Source organism: Roseateles sp., assembly GCF_047654805.1.
Taxonomy (GTDB): domain Bacteria; phylum Pseudomonadota; class Gammaproteobacteria; order Burkholderiales; family Burkholderiaceae_C; genus Pelomonas.
In genome coordinates, this window is sequence record NZ_JASGIV010000001.1 from 2513758 (window position 1) to 2535630 (window position 21873).

General features: G+C 67.1%; 20 protein-coding genes and 1 pseudogene. 12 read left to right on the plus strand and 9 right to left on the minus strand.

Features of this window, described 5'->3' with window-relative positions; all coding sequences use genetic code 11:
* Positions 1 to 10: 10 nt before the first annotated feature.
* Positions 11 to 1456: an NAD-dependent succinate-semialdehyde dehydrogenase gene (locus QM732_RS11210; RefSeq protein WP_415659369.1), complete on the plus strand. Its 1446-nt coding sequence runs from the start codon at positions 11 to 13 to the stop codon at positions 1454 to 1456.
* Between the two features lie 64 nt (positions 1457 to 1520).
* Here the strand turns inward: QM732_RS11210 and QM732_RS11215 are convergent, their stop codons facing one another.
* From QM732_RS11215 to QM732_RS11250, 8 genes are read right to left on the minus strand one after another with little or no spacing between them, the layout of a single operon-like run.
* Complete coding sequence (locus tag QM732_RS11215; protein WP_415656229.1) at positions 1521 to 2816, minus strand: MSMEG_0569 family flavin-dependent oxidoreductase; 1296 nt, start codon at positions 2814 to 2816, stop codon at positions 1521 to 1523.
* A gap of 9 nt (positions 2817 to 2825) precedes the next feature.
* The gene (locus QM732_RS11220; protein WP_415656230.1) at positions 2826 to 3116 is read right to left on the minus strand and encodes an MSMEG_0570 family nitrogen starvation response protein; all 291 of its coding nucleotides are present in this window, start codon (positions 3114 to 3116) and stop codon (positions 2826 to 2828) included.
* 10 nt (positions 3117 to 3126) lie between these two features.
* Positions 3127 to 4308: an MSMEG_0565 family glycosyltransferase gene (locus QM732_RS11225; RefSeq protein ID WP_415656231.1), complete on the minus strand. Its 1182-nt coding sequence runs from the start codon at positions 4306 to 4308 to the stop codon at positions 3127 to 3129.
* Positions 4308 to 5321 (minus strand): sll0787 family AIR synthase-like protein, encoded by a 1014-nt coding sequence (locus QM732_RS11230; protein ID WP_415656232.1) that lies wholly within the window; start codon positions 5319 to 5321, stop codon positions 4308 to 4310. The genes QM732_RS11225 and QM732_RS11230 overlap by 1 nt, the downstream gene beginning before the upstream one ends.
* Complete coding sequence (locus QM732_RS11235) at positions 5318 to 5896, minus strand: MSMEG_0567/Sll0786 family nitrogen starvation N-acetyltransferase (protein ID WP_415656233.1); 579 nt, start codon at positions 5894 to 5896, stop codon at positions 5318 to 5320. Before QM732_RS11235 ends, QM732_RS11230 begins: the two co-directional genes overlap by 4 nt.
* Positions 5897 to 5910: 14 nt before the next feature.
* Complete coding sequence (locus QM732_RS11240; RefSeq protein WP_415659370.1) at positions 5911 to 6999, minus strand: MSMEG_0568 family radical SAM protein; 1089 nt, start codon at positions 6997 to 6999, stop codon at positions 5911 to 5913.
* 28 nt (positions 7000 to 7027) lie between these two features.
* The gene (locus tag QM732_RS11245; RefSeq protein WP_415656234.1) at positions 7028 to 8020 is read right to left on the minus strand and encodes a Nit6803 family nitrilase; all 993 of its coding nucleotides are present in this window, start codon (positions 8018 to 8020) and stop codon (positions 7028 to 7030) included.
* A gap of 6 nt (positions 8021 to 8026) precedes the next feature.
* Positions 8027 to 8509 (minus strand): MSMEG_0572/Sll0783 family nitrogen starvation response protein, encoded by a 483-nt coding sequence (locus QM732_RS11250; RefSeq protein ID WP_415656235.1) that lies wholly within the window; start codon positions 8507 to 8509, stop codon positions 8027 to 8029.
* A gap of 280 nt (positions 8510 to 8789) precedes the next feature.
* Here QM732_RS11250 and QM732_RS11255 point away from each other — a divergent pair, with 280 nt between their 5' ends.
* The 11 genes from QM732_RS11255 to QM732_RS11305 all read left to right on the plus strand — a co-directional run bounded on the left by QM732_RS11255 (position 8790) and on the right by QM732_RS11305 (position 21096).
* The gene (locus tag QM732_RS11255; protein ID WP_415656236.1) at positions 8790 to 10202 is read left to right on the plus strand and encodes a PLP-dependent aminotransferase family protein; all 1413 of its coding nucleotides are present in this window, start codon (positions 8790 to 8792) and stop codon (positions 10200 to 10202) included.
* A gap of 202 nt (positions 10203 to 10404) precedes the next feature.
* Complete coding sequence (trxA, locus tag QM732_RS11260) at positions 10405 to 10740, plus strand: thioredoxin (protein ID WP_415656237.1); 336 nt, start codon at positions 10405 to 10407, stop codon at positions 10738 to 10740.
* Between the two features lie 3 nt (positions 10741 to 10743).
* Positions 10744 to 11703 (plus strand): hypothetical protein, encoded by a 960-nt coding sequence (locus QM732_RS11265; RefSeq protein WP_415656238.1) that lies wholly within the window; start codon positions 10744 to 10746, stop codon positions 11701 to 11703.
* A 101-nt stretch (positions 11704 to 11804) separates the two neighbouring features.
* Positions 11805 to 13637, plus strand: a complete 1833-nt coding sequence (locus tag QM732_RS11270; RefSeq protein ID WP_415656239.1) for a S9 family peptidase — start codon at positions 11805 to 11807, stop codon at positions 13635 to 13637.
* Between the two features lie 143 nt (positions 13638 to 13780).
* Complete coding sequence (locus QM732_RS11275; RefSeq protein WP_415656240.1) at positions 13781 to 15082, plus strand: thioredoxin family protein; 1302 nt, start codon at positions 13781 to 13783, stop codon at positions 15080 to 15082.
* Positions 15083 to 15428: 346 nt separating this feature from the next.
* Positions 15429 to 16448, plus strand: a complete 1020-nt coding sequence (locus QM732_RS11280; RefSeq protein ID WP_415656241.1) for a cupin domain-containing protein — start codon at positions 15429 to 15431, stop codon at positions 16446 to 16448.
* A 62-nt stretch (positions 16449 to 16510) separates the two neighbouring features.
* Positions 16511 to 17089, plus strand: coding sequence for a carboxymuconolactone decarboxylase family protein (locus tag QM732_RS11285; protein ID WP_415656242.1), 579 nt, complete (start codon positions 16511 to 16513; stop codon positions 17087 to 17089).
* Positions 17079 to 18179: an acyl-CoA dehydrogenase family protein gene (locus QM732_RS11290; protein WP_415656243.1), complete on the plus strand. Its 1101-nt coding sequence runs from the start codon at positions 17079 to 17081 to the stop codon at positions 18177 to 18179. The genes QM732_RS11285 and QM732_RS11290 overlap by 11 nt, the downstream gene beginning before the upstream one ends.
* Positions 18176 to 19003 (plus strand): ABC transporter ATP-binding protein, encoded by an 828-nt coding sequence (locus tag QM732_RS11295; protein ID WP_415656244.1) that lies wholly within the window; start codon positions 18176 to 18178, stop codon positions 19001 to 19003. Before QM732_RS11290 ends, QM732_RS11295 begins: the two co-directional genes overlap by 4 nt.
* A 153-nt stretch (positions 19004 to 19156) precedes the next feature.
* Complete coding sequence (locus QM732_RS11300; RefSeq protein WP_415656245.1) at positions 19157 to 20317, plus strand: ABC transporter substrate-binding protein; 1161 nt, start codon at positions 19157 to 19159, stop codon at positions 20315 to 20317.
* Positions 20317 to 21096: an ABC transporter permease gene (locus tag QM732_RS11305; RefSeq protein WP_415656246.1), complete on the plus strand. Its 780-nt coding sequence runs from the start codon at positions 20317 to 20319 to the stop codon at positions 21094 to 21096. The genes QM732_RS11300 and QM732_RS11305 overlap by 1 nt, the downstream gene beginning before the upstream one ends.
* Positions 21097 to 21440: 344 nt before the next feature.
* Here QM732_RS11305 and QM732_RS11310 read toward each other — a convergent pair.
* Positions 21441 to 21675, minus strand: a pseudogene (locus QM732_RS11310) (leucine zipper domain-containing protein); the annotation flags it as partial.
* Positions 21676 to 21873: the final 198 nt, after the last annotated feature.

Here is a 21873-nt window from a genome sequence, read left to right on the forward strand (position 1 = left end):
GAGTCTCCGAATGGTCCTTCAAACCTACCCCAGCACCCAACTGCTGATCGCCAATGAATGGGTCGACGCCGCGAGCGGCAAGCGTCTCGACGTGCGAAACCCCGCGACCGGCGAAGTGATCGGCACCGTGGCCCACGCGGATGTCATCGACTTGGATCGCGCGCTGGCCGCTGCCCAAGCGGGCTTCGAGGCATGGCGCGATAGCTCGGTCTACGATCGCGCCGCCGTCATGCGGCGTGCGGCAGCACTGCTGCGCGAGCGCGCCGACGGCATTGCCAGGCTGCTGACGCAAGAGCAAGGAAAGCCGCTGGCGGAAGCGCGTGCCGAAGTGAACGCCGGCGCGGAGATCATCGAATGGTTTGCCGACGAAGGTCGGCGCGTCTACGGTCGCATCGTGCCGGGCCGCAACCTGGCCGCACAGCAACTGGTGATCAAGGAGCCTGTCGGCCCGGTGGCGGCATTTACGCCCTGGAACTTTCCGGTCAATCAGATCGTGCGAAAGATCGGTGCGGCGCTGGCCACCGGCTGCTCCTTCCTGTGCAAAGCGCCCGAGGAAACCCCGGCATCCCCCGCCGCCCTGCTGCGCTGCTTCGTCGACGCGGGCGCGCCTGCGGGCGTCGTCGGGCTCGTCTTCGGCGACCCTGCGCAGATCTCCGAGTACCTGATCTCTCATCCGGTAATTCGCAAGGTCACCTTCACCGGGTCGACGCCCGTCGGCAAGCAGTTGGCCGCGCTGGCCGGACGGCACATGAAGCGCGTGACCATGGAACTTGGCGGTCATGCGCCCGTGATCGTGGCCGAGGATGCGGACGTGCAGCTGGCCGTGAAGGCGGCCGGTGCCGCCAAGTTTCGCAATGCAGGGCAGGTCTGCATCTCCCCAACGCGCTTCCTTGTGCACAGCAGCCTGGTGCAGGAGTTCAGCAGGACGTTCGCTCAGTACGCGCAGGCATTGAAGCTGGGGGATGGTCTGGCCGAGGGCACGACACTGGGCCCTCTGGCCAATCCGCGCCGCGTGGCGGCTATGAGCAGGATCGTGGAGGACGCCCGCCGGCGCGGTGCAGAGGTCCTCACCGGAGGAAGTCAGATCGGCGAGGCGGGCAACTTCTTTGCGCCGACCATCATCGGCAACCTCACGACGGAGGCTGACCTCTTCAATGACGAGCCCTTCGGCCCCATTGCCGGCATCCGCGCTTTTGACCGCCTGGACGAAGCCATCACCGAGGCCAACCGCCTTCCCTACGGTTTGGCGGCCTACGCCTTCACCCGTTCGTTCAAGAACGTGCAGCAACTGTCCCGCCAGGTAGAGGCAGGGATGCTCTGGGTCAATCAAGCCGCAACGCCGTCGGCCGAGTTGCCTTTCGGTGGCATCAAGGATTCGGGCTACGGGACCGAGGGGGGACCGGAGGCCCTGGAAGCCTACTTGAATACCAAGGCGGTCTCGGTCGTCGGCATCTAGCCCCGCGGCGATGACCGGGGCTGCCGAGCCGGCCGAGCGCCGGCTCCTTGAGGATGCGAGTCCGCTACGCAGCTTCGGCCATCGGGCGGGCGTCCTCCTCCGCGCGCGCCAACGCTGCCGCCCCCTCGAGCCTGACGATGCGATCGACGATGAAGGCCGCGTCGCGGGACACACCCGAGAAACGACCTGAACCCCAGGTATGGAGCCACGGCAGGCCGATGAAGTAAAGGCCCCTCACCTGCGTGATGCCTCGCTCGTGAACAGGATGGCCGCGTCCACTGAAGACCGGCGCGTCCAGCCAGCGGAAGTCCGGCGAGAAGCCGATGCACCAGATGACCGAGGCAATGCCGGAGTCGTCCAGCGACAACGACGTCCTCTCCTGCGCAGGCTCCCAGACCGGCGTGTAGACGTCGGCAGGCGGTGCCTCGATACCCTTCTCGGCAATGAAGCGGTCGATCGAGGCATTGATGCCGTTATAGGTGGCGTCGGCGCGGTCCAGCGCCGCCTTCAGGTCCGGCGCGAAATGCAGCGCTTTCCCATCGAAGCTCTCGAGAAGGCCGTAGAGCGCCATGCCTTCCTTTGCGAAGCGCCGCAGATCGATGTCGCGGCCGCCATCGCGGCCGGTCACGTAGTGGTTGGTGTTGTCGCGAACGCCCTCTCGCAGTGGGTGCCGAGCAACCGGCATGTCGTAGTAGCCCATGTCGGCCAGCCAGTCGACAACGTCCTTGCCCCGATAGAACCGGGCACAACGGGGCGCGTCCCCGACCGCCAGCACGACCTCGCGTCCGGCAAGGTGCAAGTCCTCCGCGATCTGGGCCCCGCTCTGCCCGGAGCCGACCACCAGCACCTTTCCCGGCGGCAGTTGGTCCGCATTCCTGTAGTCGGCGGAATGGATCTGGCAAATACGAGCGGGCAGCTTCTCGGCCAGGCGCGGAATGATGGGTTGGTGATATCCGCCAGACGCGACAACGACATGGGCCGCGCTGTACTCGCGCTCCGTCGTCGTCACACGGAATCCTCCTTGCGGCAATGGCTGGACGTGCTCGACCGTCACGCCTTCCTTCAGCGGCGCCTTGACGCTGGCCTTGAATCCATCGAGGTACTTGACGATCTCGTGCTTGCGCATGAAGCCGTGCGGCTCGGAGCCGGCATATGGGTGGCCCGGCAGTGCGCACTGCCAGTTCGGCGTCACGAGGGAGAAGTTGTCCCAGCGCTGTGTGGACCAGGCATGCATTGCCCGGTGTTTTTCCAGCACGAGATGGTCGATGCCGACTTGCTGCAGGTAGTGGCTGATGGACAGGCCGGCCTGGCCGCCGCCGACGATGATGACCTGGTGGTCGAAAGGCTGAGCGTGGTTCATGGGAGGTCCTTAGGCGGGTGAGAAGCCCAGCACGCGAACGCGGGCGTCAGGCTGGTGGGCAAAGGCGGCGACTCTCGCCGCGGAGTCGGCCAACTGGTCGTTGGCGCGGGAACAGACGAAGCCGAACTTGGCCTGCACGCGCTCGTTGGCGATGCGGGTGGCGTCGTTCAGTCGCACGAGGAAGTCGGCGACGGCGTAGTCCTGGTCTGCTTGCAGGAAATCCTGGATGGCGAGGGACGGCGAGTAGCTGACGGTTTCGCTGGCGTCGGGCCAGCGCAGGCGGTAATGGATGGCGGGCATGGGACGTTCTTCAGGCAAGGGCGGTTTCGGTAGGCTGGGCCATTGCAGCGAGGGTGGTGCGGTACCAGTCTGCGTGCAGGGTGGCGCTGTACAGCCAGCTATGGGTCTGGCACACGGCCGGCGGGGTGCACGTTTTGGGAAAGGCGGCGGCTTCACGCAGGCCGGCAGCGATGGACTCGATGCTTTCCGGGTCGCACCAGGCGGCGCCAGGCGTACCCGCCAGGTGTTCGGTGAAAGGCTTGCGGTTGGACACCAGCACGGGTGTGCCGCAGGCCAACGCTTCCAGCGCGGCGAGGCCGAAGCCCTCCACCAGCGACGGCATGGCCAGCAGCGTGGCGCGGCGCATCAACATCGGCAGGGCATCGTCGGGCAGCGGGCCGGTGCGCAGCACAGAGTCGCCTTCGATCAGGCCGTGCTCATGCAGTGCATCGCGCCATTCGAGGCGAGCGGCGCTGTGGTCGAGCATGCTGGCGCCGCCGGCGATGACGAGGCGCGCGTCTTGCCAGTCCACGTCGGTGGATCGCAGAAGAGCGAAGGCATGCAGCAGCCGCACGGTGTTCTTGCGCGCCTCGACGCCGCCGACGAGCAGGCACACCGGGCCCGTGTCAGCGGGCAGGCCCAGCGCTTCGACGCGGGCTGCTTCGTCCGGCAGCGGCTCGGGCCGGAAGCGCGCCAGGTCCACGCCGTTGAACATGCGCTGCGCGGTCACGCCGTAGACCTCGCTGAAGTGCGCGCACCAGCTGTCGCTGACGCAGGCGACGCCGTCGGCGAAGCGCCAGGCGCACTCCTGCCAGTGGTTCAGGATGTCTTCGGCAAAGTGATCGAGGTGATGGACGGTGCGCAGACAGGGCGGCGACAAGGCGCCTTGCGCCCGCAGCGTCGCCAGCGCATTGCCGCTGAGGCTGTCCTGCGCATGCACGACGTCGAAGCGGCCGCGTGCCAGCAGTGGCGGCAGCGCCTGCACCAGTGCGGCGATGCGCTGCCGAACCTGTTCGACGAGCCCTCCGCTGAGTTCAGGCAGACGGATCAGCTCGACCGGCACGTCGACGGCACGGAACAACTGCTCCCCCGGTTCCGCCGATGCAATCACCGTGACCTCGTGCCCCAGCCTGGCGAGCTGATGCGCCAACTCCAGCGTGTGAACGACACCGCCGCGGGGCCGCACGGAATGGGTGAGCAGCGCGATGCGCATCACGCTGCGTCCCTGAGCTGTTGAGCCACCACGCCTGCGCCAATGAATGCCGACTCGGCCAAGTCCCACAACGTCGCCGCCTGATCCCCGAGGCGAAGTTCAAGCCGCGTGCCGGGCAGAACGGTGCCGATGTCGGCGCAGGCGATGCCGCGCGCCTCGAAGCGGCGCATGACGGCTTGCGCGTTGGCTTCGCGCACGCTCAGCACGAAGCCGAAACTGGGGAAGGCGCTGAGCCAGCGCAGTTGCCCCGCGACGGCAGATTCGTCCTGCCAGGCCGGCGAGCCATGTGGCCGGGGAAGCCGCGCCAGGTCCACGCTCGCGCCGACGCCCGAGCACTCCAGCAGCATCAGCAGCGTGCCGAGCACGCCGGCCATGCTGACGTCCTTGCCGGCATCGCACAGGCCCGTCTCGGCCAGCAGCGGCAGCAGTTCCAAGTCATCGCGCAGCCGCTCGGGCGGTGCGTCGGTGGACGCATTCCAGAACGGCTGGTCATCCTGCCAGCGCCCGCGCAGGTCCACGGCCATCAGCAGCCGGTCGCCCTCGCGGGCGGCAAAGCTGCTGATGAGGCGGCTGGCCTTGCCCATCACGGCCACGGCCAGTTGCCCGCTGCGGCCCTGCAGGTTGGTGTGGCCACCCACCAGCGGCACGCCGTAGCGCTCGCAGGCCGCGCGCATGCCGGCCAGCAACTGGCCTGCGGTGTCTTCCTCCGCGGCCCACAGCGCATCGACGACGGCCAGCGCACGGCCGCCCATGGCGGCAATGTCGCTGAGGTTGACCATCACGCCGCTGTAGCCGGCGAACCAGGGCATGGTTTTCACGAAGTCCTGCATCAGGCCTTCGATGGCGAACAGCAGGTGGCCGCCGCTGCCGTCGGGCAGCACGGCGCAATCGTCGCCGTTCGGAACGCTAGTGGCGCCTGGCGCGATCTGCGGCAGCACGGCGGCGATGTCGCGCTTGTGGCGAAAGCCCCGACCTTCGCGCAGGCCGTGGGCGAGTTGTTCCAGGTGGTTCACGACGGCCGACCTCCGGTGAGCACGAAGCCGGCATAGGGCGTCGTGCAGGGCGGGTAGTGCGCAAGGTCGGCGCGCATCAGCGCGTGCGGATGCCCATGCAGCACCTTGGTCTCCAAGACCTGCCAGTTCAGCCGTTGAAACAGCGGCACGTTCTGGTCCTGCACATGGGCGAGGAAGTCTTCGCAGCCCAGCGCATGGGCACTGGTGACGGCCAGCCGGATCAGGCTGCTGCCCAGCTTGCGGTGTTGGCGCCAGCCCGCATGCACGGCCAGCCGCGAGCCCCACCAGATGCCGGGTGCTGCGCGATGGATGCGCACGGTGCCCACCAGCTCATCCGCTTGGCCGGCGAGGCAGGACAGCGCGACGAGGTTGCGCGTCGTCGGCTCGTCGCGGTCGATGTCATCGCGGTCATCGGCGACGAACAGCGCCTGCTCCTCGCAGAACACCCGCCGGCGCAGCGCGTAGGCCTGGCGGTCCATCCACGGGTCGCTGGCCCACTGGATGCGGAACTCGGGCTCTGATCTGTAGTCCAGCTCGCACCAGCGGGTGAGGTGTTCAGCGTGCAGGGCAGTCATGGCGATCTCCTGTTTCAGGCAGCGAGCGCGGGCAGGTCTTCGTAGCGTGACAAGGTGGAGCAGGCTGCGCACTTGCCGCAGCCTGCCTTGATGTCCGACGCGCGCAGGCCCGCCGCCGCAGTGCGCGCGCCCAGTGGCTCCAGCACGCTGCGCATGAACTCGCTGCTCGGCGCGGCGTGGTCTTCCAGCGGCGTGCCACTGATGGGCACGAAGGGCACGACGAAGGGGTAGACGCCCAGCGCAAGCAGGCGGTCGGCGGTGCTGAGGATCAGCTCGGCGCTGTCGCCCAAGCCGGCCAGCAGATAGGTGCTGACCTGGCCGCGGCCGAACACGTCCACCGCCGCCTCGAAGGCGCTCCAGTAGCGCGACATCGGCACCTCGGCCTTGCCGGGCAGGATCTGGCGGCGCAGCTCGTCGCCGATGACTTCGAGGTGCATGCCCAGCGTGTCGACGCCGGCATCCTTCAGCCGCTGGAACCACGCGTCGTCGTCCGGCGGCTCGCACTGCGCCTGCAGCGGCAGGTCCACGGCGGCGCGGATGGCCTCGGCGCTGTCGCACAGCACGCGGGCACCACGGTCCGAACCGGGCGGCGTGCCGGTGGTCATCACCATGTGCTTCACGCCGTCCAGCTCCACGGCCGCGCGGGCCACCTCGGCGAGCTGTGCCGGCGTCTTGTGCGCGATGGTGCGGCCCGCGGCCAGCGACTGGCCGATGGCGCAGAAGCGACAGGCCTTGCGGCGGCTCTCATAGCGGATGCAGGTCTGCAGCACTGTCGTCGCCAGCACGTCGGCGCCGTGCAGCGTCGCGATGTGGGAGTAGGGAATGCCGTCGGCCGTACTCAGCCCGTAGAAGCGCGGCTGGCGCGGGAAGGCGATGCTGGCGATGGGAATGCTGCCGCGGCGCAGCACGCTGCGGCCGTCGGCACCCGGCGCGTCGGCGACGAAGGGCGAGCTGAACGCGCCGTGCGTGTGCACCGGCACCATCAGCGTCACGCCGTCCACCGTCACGGCCTTGTGGTCCGACGGGCCGGCGCCGCCACGACGGCTGGGCGCGCCGGCGCCGGGGTCCTGCAGCCGCAGGCCGGTGGACTGCAGCTCGGTCATCAGCGCGCGGCTGGGCTCGGGCAAGTGCTCAATCATGGTCTGCTCCCGCCGGCACCGCCAGCGTCTCGGGGGTGGTGGGCGCGAGCGGCCGCGTCGTGCTGGCGGCGTCGCGGCGGATGGCCAGGCTCAGCAGCTCCGGCCGCGCGTAGTGGCCGACGGAGTCCATCATCCGCTTGCGTTTGGCGATGAGGGCCATGTCCAGGTCGGCGATGACGAGGCCTTCGCCTTCGGTCAGCGGCTCGGCCAAGTACTTGCCCTCGGGCGACACGATGGCCGCATGGCAGCCGCCGCGCAAAGCGCCCTGCAGCTTCTCGTCCGGCGTGATGGACCTGATCTGCTCGTCATGCAGCCAGCCGGTCGCGTTGACGACGAAGCAGCCCGATTCCAGCGCGTGGTGGCGGATGGTCACGCCCATCTGCTCGGCAAAGATGGGCCCCACCAGCGAGCCGGGGAACTGCGCGCAGTGGATCTCCTCGTGCTCGGCCATCAGCGCGTAGCGGGCCAGCGGGTTGTAGTGCTCCCAGCAGGCCAGCGCGCCGACGCGGCCGACGCGTGTGGCCACCGTGCGCAGCCCGGCGCCGTCGCCCTGGCCCCAGACCATGCGCTCGTGATAGGTCGGCGTGATCTTGCGGCGCTTCAGCAGCAGCTCGCCGTCGGCATCGAAGATGAGCTGCGTGTTGTAGAGGCTGCCGTGGTCGCGCTCATTGACGCCCAGCACGATCACCATGCCGGCCTCGCGCGCGGCCGCCGCGACCTGTTCGGTCGTCGGGCCGGGCACGGTGGGCGCGCGCTCCATCAGCAGCAGGTGGGCGGGGCCTTGCTGCACCGGCGGCTGCACGAACGAGAAATAGGGGTAGTAGGGCAGAAAGGTCTCGGGGAAGACGATCAGCTCCACGCCCTTGCGCGCGGCGTCGCGGATGGTCTCCAGCACGCGGGCCAGCGTGCCGGTCTCGGACGTCAGGTCGGGCGCGATCTGCGCCGCGGCCGCGCGCACCGTCTTTCTCGTCGTGGTGGCAGCCATGGCGGGTCAGAGCGTCCAGGTGTCGATGATCACGGCGCCGGCCTTCTTGTGCAGCAGCACGACGTCCAGCACGTCCAGCGGGTTGATGGGGCGAATGCCCTCGATGAGTGCGCCTTCACCGTGGCCGTACAGCGCCTGCAGCGCGAAGCGGCAGGCGTAGACCTTTCCGCCCTCGGCGATGAACTTGGTGATCTGCTCGTTGAAGTTCTGGTGGCCGGGGAAGGCCGAGTCGCCAAGCTTGGGGAAGCCGCGCTTCACGCCCAGCGTGACGCCGGGGCCGTAGAGCAGGACGGAGGTGTCGTAGCCCTTGCGTTGCAGGCGCGTGGCCTGCAGCAGGTTGACGAAGCCGATGGAGCCTTCGAAGGCAACGGTGTGGAAGGTCACCAGCGCCTTCTCGCCCGGCTCGGCCTTGACGTCTTCGAAGACCTTCTCTTCGTAGTCGACCAGGAAATCGCCCTTCTGGGCGGCGGGATGGGTCACTTGGGGCATGTCGTTCCTCACTAGGGGCTGGGGGCTTCCGGCGGGTTGCCGGACGCTTCCTCCATTGCGAGGCATGTGCCACTGCCGTTGGCCCGGGGCCGATCAACGGCCGATCAAAAGGGCGTCGCGGGTTCATCGGCTTGCCACCGCGATTGCCATGGTCGGTCGTGGGCGCCTGGGCAGCTGCACCACGCCAGCAACCAGCTGATGCAATCAATGCACCCGATCAATGGTTCTGCCGCACCACTTCGGCGCCCTGCGAGGCGCCGATCAACGGCACACTGCCGCCATGCCATTCACGCACTGGATCTCCCGCATCAAAGGCAGCGCCCTGCCGGCCTACCAGGTGATCCCGGAACTGATCGCTGAGGACCTGCAACACGGCCGGCTCGCGCCGCGCGACCGGCTGCCGCCGCTGCGCGACCTGGCCAAGGTGCTGGACCTGAACTACACGACCGTCGTGCGCGGCTTTGCCGAAGCGCGCGACCGCGGGCTGGTTGCGTCGCGGCCGGGTCTGGGTTCCTATGTGCGCGGCTCGTTCATCGGATTGCCGCTTCGCGCGGGCACCGGCGCCGAGATGACGATGAACCTGCCGCCGGAGATCGAGGATCACCCGGCCATGCAGCGCCTGCAGGAGCAGGCCGCAGCAGCCATCGTCAACACGCCGCTGCACGACCTGATGCGCTACCAGGACTTCGGAGGCACTCCGCGTGACCGCGACCTCGCCGCACGCTGGCTGCGCCAGTGGCTGGCCAAGGCCGACGCCGAGCGTGTCCTGGTCGCGCCGGGCATCCACAGCGCGCTGCTGGGCCTGGTGAGCATGCTGGTCAAGCCCGGCCACAGCCTATGCGTGGAGAGCATGGCCTACCCCGGCATCAAGGCCATCGCGGCGCAGCTGGGCACGCAACTGCATCCGCTGGCGATGGACGAGGAAGGCCTGAGGCCCGAGGAGTTCGAGGCCGCCTGCAAGAGCGCGTCGGTCGGCGCGCTCTACCTGTGCCCCAACCTGCACAACCCGATGACGGCGACGCTGTCTCTGCGCCGCCGCGAGCAGATAGCCGACGTGGCGCTGCGCTACAGCGTGCCGGTCATCGAGGACGACGCCTACGGCATGCTGCCCGCCGCCGTGCCGCCGCCGCTGGCAGACTACGCGCCGGGGCTGGTCTATTACGTCAGCGGGCTGTCCAAATGGCTGGGCGCAGGGTTGCGCATGGCCTACGTGCTGGCGCCCACGGCAGCGGCCCACCAGCGTCTTGCCGGCGCGATGCGGGCGACGACGGTGATGGCGTCGCCCTTCATCAACACCGTTGTGTCGGCGTGGCTGGAGCAAGGCGAGGCAGACGCCGTGCTGTCCGCCGTGCGGGCCGAATGCCAGTGGCGCAGCGCGTTGATGGCGGAGCGGCTGGGCAAGTACGGCCTGCGCACGCACCGGCAGGGCTTCCATGCGTGGCTGCCGCTGGCGGAGAACGGCGGCGTACCGCAGTCTGTCGCGATGGCCAGCGAACTTCGCGCCATCGGCGTCATGGCCGTCGCTTCCACGGCGTTCTCTACGGACCGTCAGCCGCCCGACGGTCTGCGGCTGTGCCTCGGTGGTGGCCTGACGCGCGACGACTGCGGCCGCGCGCTGCAGGCTCTCGAGGCCGCGATGCGCCATGCGGCACTCGAGGACCGCCCGCCACTTGATCTGCCCCCTTCTTCATAGCGACGCCTGGACTGCGAGGGCATGTAGATAGCCGCTCGGCCGCCAACCAGCACCTCCGAACCATCCGTACTGATTTCAGCATCAGTACGCATCACTCGTTTTGTGCATCAATCGTACCGATTTTTGCCTATGGGGGAAGACAAACTCTGCGCTATCGGACCAGGATTTGACTGTCCTGATCCTGTATCGCAGGAAGAGATGCATGCCCCCGTTGATCACGACCCTCACAGATGCTTCGTTCGATTCAGAAGTCCTGGCCCGTCCAGGCTTGACCCTTGTCGACTTCTGGGCACCGTGGTGTGGACCTTGCAAATCACTCGCCCCCCTGCTTGACGAAGTCGCCGGTGACTACGAAGGCGAGGCCGCCATCGCGAAGATCAACGCCGATGACAACCCGCAAAGCGTCGAGCGCTTCTCCGTGCGCGGGCTGCCGACCCTGATCCTCTTCCATGACGGCGTCGAATGCGAACGCGTACTCGGGCTCATCAGCAAGAGTCGATTGGCGACCTTGCTTGACAAGCACCTTCAGGGCGCCTGAGACATGACGGTTCCGAAGGACCACACAGTTTCGACGCTCGCCGCCCGACCGTCTGCATTCCTTGACAGCGAGGCCACGCGCGAGAGGGCATTGACTCGCCTGGCCGCACACGTCGAGGCCGGCCACGTCACGGGCGGCTCGCTGTTGTGGGAGGGCGAAAGAGGCAGCGTGGCTGGCTGCCTGATTGACAGTGCAGATCCCGCCGAATGGGAGACCCGGCTGGGCCTGGCTCGCTGGATGGCCTTTGCGCTGGACACTGTCGCCGGCCGGTTGAGCCCGAAGGCTGCGCTCTCCGAGACCCAGGCACTGCTGAGCGCAGTTCCGCTCGGCGCCAATACGGTACAACTGGGCAGCACCGTGATGGCACGTCTGCTCGAAGACATCGCCGCCGTGCGCGCACCCGATGGCGCCCTTGCGGCTGTGCTGTCTAACCTGCTGGCGCTGCATCGCCGGGCCGAGGCCGACGATGCCATCGCGCCGTCGACATGGCGGGCGCTGCGGCATGCTGCAGTCGCGGCCACCGACGCGCTGGGCCCCGCGCCCGTCGATGGCGAGCGCCTGCCGCTGGAAATCGCACAGCGTCGCGGTGTCGGCCTCGCCATTGAAGCCGCGGCGTGGGATCCGCGTCGCTCACCCACAGCAGTGTCGGAGCTGCTGCGGCAATGGTTGGCGCTGGAGAGCCTCAAGTCGGACGAAGCGTTCGGCTGGACAGATCAGGACGACGCGTTGATCCGCAAGACCTTGGCGGAAATGCATGCCAGGTACATCGAGGATCGCCCCGAGGAGAAGCGCACCGTGTTCGACTTCCTGGAACTGCACCATGCCGACATGGCGACACGCTTGCGCGCCTACATCAAGCATGGCAGTGATCACGGCGCGGTCTGTGCGGCGCGTGCCTGCGCACTGCTGCGCCAAATCCTGCAGTTGCCTTCCCCCCAGCCAGACACCAGGATTGCCGCGTGATTCCGCGCAACCACCTTTTCGGCAACCCACGCCAGGCAGCCGCCACGCTCAGCCCAGATGGCCACTGGTTGTCCTGGGCGGCAGCCGGGGCAGGAGGCCGGATGAACGTCTGGGTGGCGCCGACGCATGACCGCTTGCAGGCTCGTCAACTCACCTTCGATGAGCGGCGCGGCATCGTTTCCCATTCATGGAGCTATGACAGTACTCATTTGCTCTACGCCCAGGACCGCGACGGTGACGAGAACCACCAACTGCATGCGATCCACGTCGTCACCGGGGACCGTCGCTGCCTAACTCCGTTTCCCGGCACCCGCAGCGGCATCGTGGCGATGAGCCGCGAGCGTCGCGGCGAAGTGCTGATCCACCTGAACCGCCGCGACCCGCGTCACGCGGACCTGTTCACACTTGACCTGGCGACCGGCGAGCTGACGCTGCTGGCCGAGAACCCGGGGCTGATGGGCTTCATCGTCGACGAGAACTTTCAACCTCGCTTCGCGTCGCGACCGACTTTCGATGGTGGCCTTGAGCTCCTCAAGGCCGATGCAGCGCCCGCAGGCGAGGCATTCGCGTGGGCAGTCTGGGACCGCTTCGACGCCGACGATGCCCGCACCAGTGGTCTCTCGCACATGGACAGGACGGGTGAGCGGCTCTATCTGCACGATAGCCGGGGGCGCGACACCGCCGCGCTCGTCGAGGTGGACCTCATCAACGGCGAAACGCGTCGAGTGCTGGCACACCACGAGTTGGCCGACATCGGCGGGCTGTTAACCGATCGTGATACCCAGCGCCCGCTGGCCTACGTCGTCAACCATGAACGTCCTGTTTTGCACCTGCTGGATGAGTCATGGCGTGAAGAGGTCGCCTTCCTAGATGCCCAAGGCCTGGGCCAATGGTGGCCCGGCTCCCGCACGGAGGACGACCAGCTGTGGCTGATCGGTTCTTCGTCTGACCAGCAGCCAGGCTCGACCTGGTTGTTCGACCGCGCACATCGATCGCTGACCAAGCTGTTCGACCTGCGTCCGGAGCTGACGGGAGCACCGCTCGCGCGGATGCAGTCCATCACGCTGCGCTCGCGGGACGGGTTGCCCCTGATCTGCTACCTCAGCTTGCCAACAACCGTAGACACGGGCTGGCAGCTGGAAGCCCTGGCACCTGTGCCGCTGGTCGTCTTCGTCCACGGAGGCCCCTGGGCTCGAGATGGCTTCGGTTTCAGCAGCACCCACCAGTGGCTCTGTGATCGTGGTTATGCCGTGCTCAACGTCAACTTTCGCAGCTCAACCGGCCTGGGAAAGACCTTCCTCAATGCAGGCAACGGCGAGTGGGGACGGCGCATGGACGACGACCTCGACGACGCCGTGGATTGGGCCATCGCACGAGGGGTGGCCGATCCGGACCGGATCGCCATCGCCGGCGTCAGCTACGGCGGCTATGCCGTGCTGTCAGCGCTGACGCGCCAGCCCGGCCGCTACGCCTGCGGCATCGATGTCGTCGGACCATCCGACCTGGAGACGCTGATGCGCGCACTTCCACCGCACTGGGAGGCAGGCCGGCGCATGCTCTACCGGGCAGTCGGCAACCCAGACACGGAGGACGGCCAGGCAATGCTGAAGGAACGCTCACCGCTGCACATGGCCGACCGCATCAGCGACCCACTGCTGATCGCGCAGGGGGCCAACGACCCGCGCGTTGCGCAGAGCGAGTCCGACCAGATGGTCAAGGCACTTGTAGAGCGAGGCATCCCCGTCAGCTATGCGCTGTTCCCGGATGAAGGCCACGGCATTTCCCGCGAACCCAACCGCCTCGTCTTCAACGCGCTCATGGAAGCCTTCCTTGCCCGTCATCTCGGAGGTGCATTGGAGAGCTTCACCTCGGCCGATTTCCCCGGCCACACGATGCAGATGCGTCAGGGTGGCGAAGGCCTGATCAGCGGATGACGGAAGCACTCCCGCTGTCCTGTTCCGTTAGGCATGACAGTTGGGCGGTGTTCGCAGGCACTGGTCAGTCTGGTCAGGCGCTGCGCACTTAGGCTGGGCGCTCGAGGAGCGACGCACCGCCTCGACCGCAACCGGAAGCCCCAATGACCTCACCCACTGATGCCCGCGCGACCACGAACAGCGCGGTGCCCGACATTTCGCCGGACGAACTGGACCGCCTGCTCAGCATCCCTGATGCGCCGCCACTTCTGCTGGACCTGTGGGCCCCCTGGTGTCAGCCCTGCCTGGCACAGGCTCCCGCGCTGGAGCGACTGGCGGCCGTGACCGCAGGCCGCCTGCGGCTGGCCAAGCTCGACACACAGAAGTTTCCCGAGGTTGCCAAGGCGTTGAACGTCCGCGGCATCCCGCTGCTCGTGCTGTTCCTCGATGGTCGGGAAGTGGACCGCCGGACGGGCAAGCAGAGCTTCGAGCAGTTGTGCATCTGGATGGACGAGTTCGGTGGCGACGACGTGTTGGTTGACGCCTCTGCGCCAGCATTTCGCTCACCTCCACCGCTCGGAGGCGCCTTCTACGGCGACGAGGGCTTGCGTCGCTTTCTTTTGGATCGCTGCACCGCGCTGGCAGAGGCCGGACTTGTCGACAATCCACGCTTCCCGGTATGGGGCGGCGACCGCGGCAGCGTCTCTGCCGCATTGGTGCGCAGCGATGATCCCCTGGTGTTCTCACGGGTGACAGCGCTTCCGGCAGCGCTCGGGCTGTGTCTGCACTTCGCCAACATCGCAACACCGGATGACCTGCGCGAGGTCTTCGACGCGATACCTGCCGGTGCCGACGTGCGCGGAATCGCACCACGTTTGTTGCTGCAATGGCTGAGCGACGACACCCTGCCCTGGTCCTCGCATCTCGACGCGGAGGCCGACGGCCTGAGACTTGACTGGATCGCACTCACCCAAGAATGGCTGCATGGCGAGCCACCCCTGCCCGCTGCCTGGGATTCACTCGCCGGACGCGCCAGGGCGCTCGGAGCTGCGGGCATGGCCAACCCGTTGCGGGTCGCATCCGGCCACTTCGGTCTGCTGCTGGGTCGCGCGTCACCGCCGCCTGCGGAAGACGACCCTGCCTGGCCGGGCCTGCTGCTGCTGTACGGCACCTACCAGCGCGTGACCCTGGCCTATCGCCAGCAAGGCTGGACCGACACACAGCTCGCGCACGAAGTGGTTCGAGAGCATTGGTTCAGGGCACGTTGCGCGGACCCGACTGAATTGACTGCAGAGCAGCTACAGGACCTGCGCGCGTGTTACGAGGCCGAGTGCGGTGAGGCCGAAGCTGCCCAGGACCGCCTCATCGCCGCAACACGTGGCGGCTTCGATACTGCCAGGGCAGCTGGCGACCAACGCCTCCGCACTCAGCTGATTGCCAGCCTCGCCGCGATCCGCGGCGCCTGATGAAGATCGCCTGGCCCGCAGGCGTCTTCAATGCTGCGATGGCGACAGGTCCAGCACTCGGTCGTGGAACTTGAGGAGCGTGCTGCGATGGGCGATGCTGATGATTGCGCTGTCGGGCAACGCCCAGGACTGCGTGCGCGCATCGCCGGACTGGCGCGCGTGGGAGTCGCGCTGGACCAGCTGCTCAGCAGCCGCCGGAACGGCTGCTCAAGAGAGGCTGGATCGGGTGCTCAAGTGGGACTGGAATATGCATTCTTCGGACACGCGGCTGCTCGAACGAAAGCTGGATAAGCAAAGAACATTCGCTTCGTTTGCAAAGGCATCAGCCCAGGTCAGACTTGATCAGATGCCCGCTGTCTCGCCTACTTCCAACGCCGCCGACACTCGAGTCCATCCCTGCGATCAGGTTCTGGAGCGTGTGATCGATGGGCTGCTCGATGGCCTGCAATGGCAGGCCAGCGTCTTCCATGTAGGCCAGTACTGCGGGCGCTGGCGAGCGTCCACGCAGGGGCGGTCACAAGCCAGCTTCCACCTGGTGCTGGGCGGGCGTTGCTGGCTCCACCGGCCGGGCCTCCCATCGCTGGCGCTGGGCGCACGCGATGCGGTGTTCCTGATGCAGGACGTGCCGCATTTCCTCTCTCCCTATGAAAATCCGGCAATCCCCTGCACGCCGCAAGCCATGCAGCCCTTGCAACCCGAAGGCGGGCTGGGCACCACTGGGCTGGCTTGTGGCTTCTTCAGCTTCGAAGGTCCTTTGCGTGGACTACTGGCAGGGGCCTTTGCCGATGTGCTGGTGCTGCGCGCGCAGCACACCGCGAGTCGTGAGCCCGCGCTGCTCTTCGAGCTGATGGTGCGCGAATCGCTGCGCAGCCCGGAACAGGGCTCCGTGGCACTCGACCGTTTGTCGGGCCTGCTTTTCTTCTATGCCTGGCGCGAACTGGCGCAGCGCGAGCCTGAGGTCAGCGGCGTCTTGGCGCTGTTACGACAACCTGGTTTCTCCGAGCTAGTTCAGGCTTTGCTGGAGGAACCCCAGCGCCCCTGGACTGTGGACGACATGGCCCGGCGGGTGCATCTGTCTCGCGCCGCCCTATTTCGCCATTTCCAGGCCGCATGTGGCCAGTCTCCGCTGCAGTTCGTGCAGCTACTGCGCATGCAGACGGCTTCCCGCCTGCTCGCACGCGGGCAGACCATCGCGCGCGTGGCTTCGGCGGTCGGCTACGAATCGGTGCCGGCCTTCTCGCGGGCCTTCAAGCGCGTGCTGGGGCAACAGCCCGGCGCCTGGCAGCGCGGCGAGGTCAACGCCATGCCTGCCCCCGGCGAAGGGCTTGCGGCAAACGGGTATCAGAGTGAGATCTTCGGGCATTGATCGTCCAGGCCAACTACTCAAAACTGCGCTTCGGTTCCGTCACTTTGTCCATTCGCAAGCGCATGACCCGCCTAACCCTGCATACCGCCCAGACCGCTCCCGAGGGCAGCCGCGCCTTCGTCCAGAAGGCTCAAGCCGCCAGCGGCTTCCTGCCCAACCTGATCGGCGTGCTGGCCAATGCGCCTGAAGCGCTGGAGACCTACCTCACGGTGGGCCAGATCAACTCCAAGGGTGCATTGAGCCTGGCCGAGCGAGAGGTGGTGCAGATCACCGCCGCGCGCGTCCACGGTTGCGACTTCTGCGTGGCGGGCCACACCAAGGTGGCACTCAAGCAGGCAAAGCTGGCCGTTGAGCAGGTGATCGCGCTGCAGAACGGAGTGGACACAGGCGACGCAAAGCTCGACGCGGTCCGCCGCTTGACCGAGGCCGTGATCGCCACTCGCGGTGCGGTGCAAGATGAAGCCCTGACCGCCTTTACCGCCTCGGGCTACAGCGAACAGCAAGCGCTGGACGTGGTGCTGGGCGTGAGCCTGGCCACGCTGTGCAACTTCGCCAACAATCTGGCGCGCAACACCGTCAATCCTGAACTGCAGGCCTTTCTGCCGGCCCAGCTCCAAGATGGGGCTGCCCATGCTGGTTGAGGCCGAACGCGACTGGCTGGACGCGAACGCCGAAGCCCTGGACGCGAACGAGGCGCTGGCCGCCACCGTTGTGCCGCGCCTGGCTCAAGCTGGCGTACTGGGCCATGGCATCGCCGTCGAGCGCGGTGGCCGCGGCGGCACCGTGAGTGACGCCATCGAGGCGATCGCGCAGGTGGCTTCGCATTCGCTGGCCGCAGCCTTTGCCTTCTGGGGCCAGCGCGTGCTGATCCAACTGCTGGACCAGACGGACAACGCGGAGCTGCGAGAACAGCATCTGCCGCGCCTGCTCGCTGGCGAGGGCGCGGGGGCGTCCGGCCTGTCCAATGTCATGAAGTTCCTGAGCGGCATCGAGTCGCTCAACATCCGAGCTGCGAACCGACCCGAGGGCGGCTGGGTTTTGCAGGGCAACGTGCCCTGGTGCACCAATCTGCGCAAGGAAGGCTTCCTGGCCGCGATGGCCGTCGCGCGCGAGGACGGCGCTGCACCCATGGTGGTCGCGCTGCCTTCGGACCGCCTGGGCCTGCAGCGCTCGCCAGATCTGGACCTGATCGCGCTGCGCGGCACCAACACGGCCTCGCTGCAATTGCAGGCGGTGGTGATCGATGCCGGCGACCTGCTGGCTGAGAAGGCACCGGCGTTCCTGCCGCGTGTGCGGCCGGCCTTCCTGGGCCTGCAGTGCGGCCTGTCCATCGGCTTGGCGCGCGCCTCACACGCGGTAGCCAGCCAGCGTGTCGGTGCGGGCCGGCACGTGTTGCAGGCGCCCTTGCAGGCGCTCGCGCAGCGGCTCGACAACACCGTGCAGGCTCTCAAGTCCGGCGTGGACAGCGGCCTGTTCGTGACCGAGCCACACCGGCTGTTCCGCCTGCGCCTGGACCTGCACGAATGTGTGCAGCAGGCGCTGCAGCTGGAGCTGCAGGCCAGCGGAGGACGGGCCTACCACCGCGACTTGCCGGGCGGCTTTGCGAGGCGCTGGCGCGAGTCGGCCTTCATCCCCATCGTCACGCCCAGCGTGACGCAACTGTTGGGCGAGCTGGACAAGCAGGCCGCGCGCGAAGCCGAGGCGTGCGTATCAAAACCCGACGCCACATGAGCGCCGTGTTGCCTGTGGAGGCCACGCGGCCGCTGCTCGAAGGCCGCGACCTGCGTTTCGGCTATGCAGGCGGAGCGCCCGTCTTTGAGAATGTGTCGCTCGACATTGGCGAGCGCGAGATCGTCTGTCTGCTGGGTGGCAGCGGCTGCGGCAAATCCACCCTGCTGCGGCTGCTGGGCCGGCTGGAGAACCACGCAGGGACGCAAACCGGCGGCGAAGTGCGGCTGGGCGGTGAGCCACTCATGGCGCCGCATCCGCGCACCGCATTGGTTTTTCAGCAGCCCAGTCTGCTGCCCTGGTTGAGCGCCGCACGCAACGTGGGCTTCGGTCTGGACTTCAAGCACCAGCCCCGGCACGACAAGGCCATGCTGCGACGCCGCGTCGACGACGCGCTGGCGGCCGTGGGTCTGGGCGGCCAGGGCAATCTGTATCCGGCGCAGCTGTCGGGTGGCATGGCACAGCGCGTGGCGCTGGCCCGTGCGCTGGCGCGCGAGCCGCAGCTACTGCTGGCCGACGAGCCCTTCTCGGCACTGGACGCGATCACACGCGCAGATATGCAGGAATTGCTCGTGGACGTAGTGCACCGCTGGCACACGGCCGCATTGCTGGTCACGCACGACATCGACGAAGCCATTCTCGTGGGCGACCGCATCCTGCTCATGGGCGGCCGGCCCGGGCGCCTCATGCGCGAATGGCGCGTGGACATCCCACGCCCGCGCGAAGACCACCCCGAGGCCGTCACCGCACTGCGACTGCAGGTGCTGGAGGCGCTACATGAAGTGCGCCATAGCAACACCGTCACCGCTGCGAACAAGGCCGACTGAACGTTTCCGGACGCATTCCTTTTCACTGACTGACCCACCGCCATGACCTTCCGCTTTCCTTCCCTGGGTGCCGGCGCAGAGCCCGCCGGCAATGGCCCGTCGCCACATGTTTGCGCATCGTCCGATTGCGGCTGCGGTCTCACGCGGCGCGACATGCTGCGCCTTTCGGCCCTGGCAGGCGCGGGCGCTGCGGGCCTACTGAAAGCAGGTGACACGATGGCCCAGTCCTTCAAGGGCGATGACCAGCCCGTGAAGATCGGTTACCTGCCCATCACTGACGCCACGCCGCTGCTGGTGGCACATGGCAACGGCCTGTTCCAAAAGGAAGGCCTGAAGGTAGAGGTGCCGCGCCTGTTTCGCAGCTGGGCGCAAATCGTCGAGGCCTTCGTCGCGGGCCAGGTCAACGTCGTGCATCTGCTGTCGCCCGCCACGCTGTGGGTGCGCTACGGCTCCAAGTTCCCGGCCAAGGTCGTCATGTGGAACCACATCAACGGCTCGGGCATCACCGTCGCGCCAGAGATCAACGCCATACAGGACCTGGGCGGGCGCACTTTCGCCATTCCCTTCTGGTACTCGATCCACAACATCCTGTTCCAGGATCTACTGCGTGACGCAGGCCTTACGCCGGTCACGCGCGCGCGCGGCGCCAGCATCGGCCCCAAGGAAGTGAATCTGGTGGTGATGCCGCCGGCCGAGATGGTTGCGGCGCTGGCCAGCAAGGGGATCGCGGGGTACACCGTGGCAGAGCCCTTCAACGCGCAGGCCGAGATTGCGGGCGTGGGCAAGATCCTGCGTTTCTCGGGCGACGTGTGGCGCGACCACGCCTGCTGCGTCACCTTCCTGGCCGAGCGCGACCTGGTCGAACGGCCGGAATGGGCGCAACGCGTGACCAATGCGCTGGTGAAGGCGCAGCAGTGGACGCTGGGAAATCGGCTGCAGACCGCGCAACTGCTGTCCAACAACGGCGCCGGCAAGTACACGCCGCATACGCAACAGACGCTGACCAAGGTCCTGGCTGCCACCGACTACGCCGAGTATGAGAAGAGCGGTGTCGTCAAGAACAAGGGCTGGCACCAGCGGCGCATCGACTTCCAGCCCTACCCGTACCCGAGCTACACCGAACGATTGGTACGCGCCATCAAGGCCACGCAGGTGGAGGGCAACGATGCCTTCCTGAAGACGCTGGAGCCTTCCTTCGTGGCAAAGGACTTGGTGGACGATCGCTTCGTGCGCAAGGCCATCGACGCGGTGGGCGGGCCTTCGGTGTTCGGCATTCCCGCCAACTACAGCCGCCAGGAAGTCTTCGCGATCTGATGGCGGACCTGGCTGCAAGGAAGGTCCGGGGCGGCGGACTGCGCTGGCTGCTGCCCTTCGTCGGCCTGCTGGTCGTGGGCCTGCTGTGGTGGACGGGCAGCGTGGCGCTGACGGCACGCACGCCCGTCGCGGCGGCCTTCGCGCCCTGGCCCACCTTGCAGGCGCTGGCCGGGCTGGTAACAAGCGCCGACATCTGGCATCACACCTGGCTGAGCCTGCAGCGCGTGGGCGTTGGCCTGCTGCTGGCCATTGGCCTTGGCGTGCCATTGGGTGTGGCCACCGGGTTGTGGCGCGGCTTTGCGCAGGCCACGGGACCGGTGTTCCAGTTCCTGCGCATGATCTCGCCGCTCTCGTGGATGCCGATTGCCGTGATGGTGCTGGGCGTGGGCGATGCGCCGGTCTATTTCCTACTGGCCTTCGCGGCCGTGTGGCCGGTGCTGCTGAGCACTACTGCAGGCGTGGCGCAACTGGACCCGAATTGGCTGCTGCTGGCGCGCAGCGTGTCGGCCACGGGCCGCGAAACAGTGTGGCGCGTGATCCTGCCGGGCATCACGGCGCAGATCCTCACGGGAGTGCGGCTTGCAATCGGCATCATCTGGATCGTGCTGGTACCAGCCGAGATGCTTGGCGTGTCAGCCGGCCTGGGCTACTTCATCCTGGATACGCGCGACCGGCTGGCCTACTCGGAGCTGATGGCAGGCATCTTGCTGATCGGGGCGCTGGGCTTTGTGCTCGACCACGCAGCACGCTGGGTGCATGCACGCTGGATGCACAACTGAATTCAACGCGGGGATAGCCTGCTCACGCCCCTGCGCCTCGCAACGCAACGCAACGCAACGCAACGCAGCATGCTGACAGGACCGCCACTGGGCCAGCGCCTTCTCACTTTCCGCACGCACTTCGAGGTCCCAATAGGCACCAAGACTTGGGACCTACTCGACCGCGTCCCACGTGTGCAGTGGACGGACTGCCTGCGGCTGGTAAGCACCCGCCCATCCTCCCGCTACAGCAGACGAACTGCGCACACCGAATCTGTAGCAGGCCCGTCATGTGGGGTTTGTTGTGGGGTTCAGCGGTAAGTGGGACCTGATTCACCTTGATCTGACAGTCACTTAGCGTTGAACTCGACGTTCAGGTTCAGTTCGGCATCCAGGCTGTCGCGGGTCTTGTGCGGGCGTGAGCTGCGGTAGTACAAGCCGGCCCATCCGAACTGCTCATAGCGCTGGCGCCATTTGCGCGCCGTGCGCATTGCTGATGCCCGCTGCCTCGGCCGCATGCTTCAGGCCCATCACGCTGATCCTCTCGATCAGCAGTCGCCGTCCCTGCTGCGTCAATCTGGCATTCTTATGGCTATTCACTCGGCCACCTTTCTCTGAGAGTTCTGAAGCGTCGTAACTCCAGTCTCCCAGACTAGGTCGGGTGAACAACCTATCGAGACATCACACCTAGTGGCCCCGAGACCGGCCGGGACTAACGCTTCGGGTGGCTCGAAGAATCCAAGCGGATCAAGACCGGCCGGGGCTAGCGGTTCGGGTGGCTCGAAGAATCCATGCGGA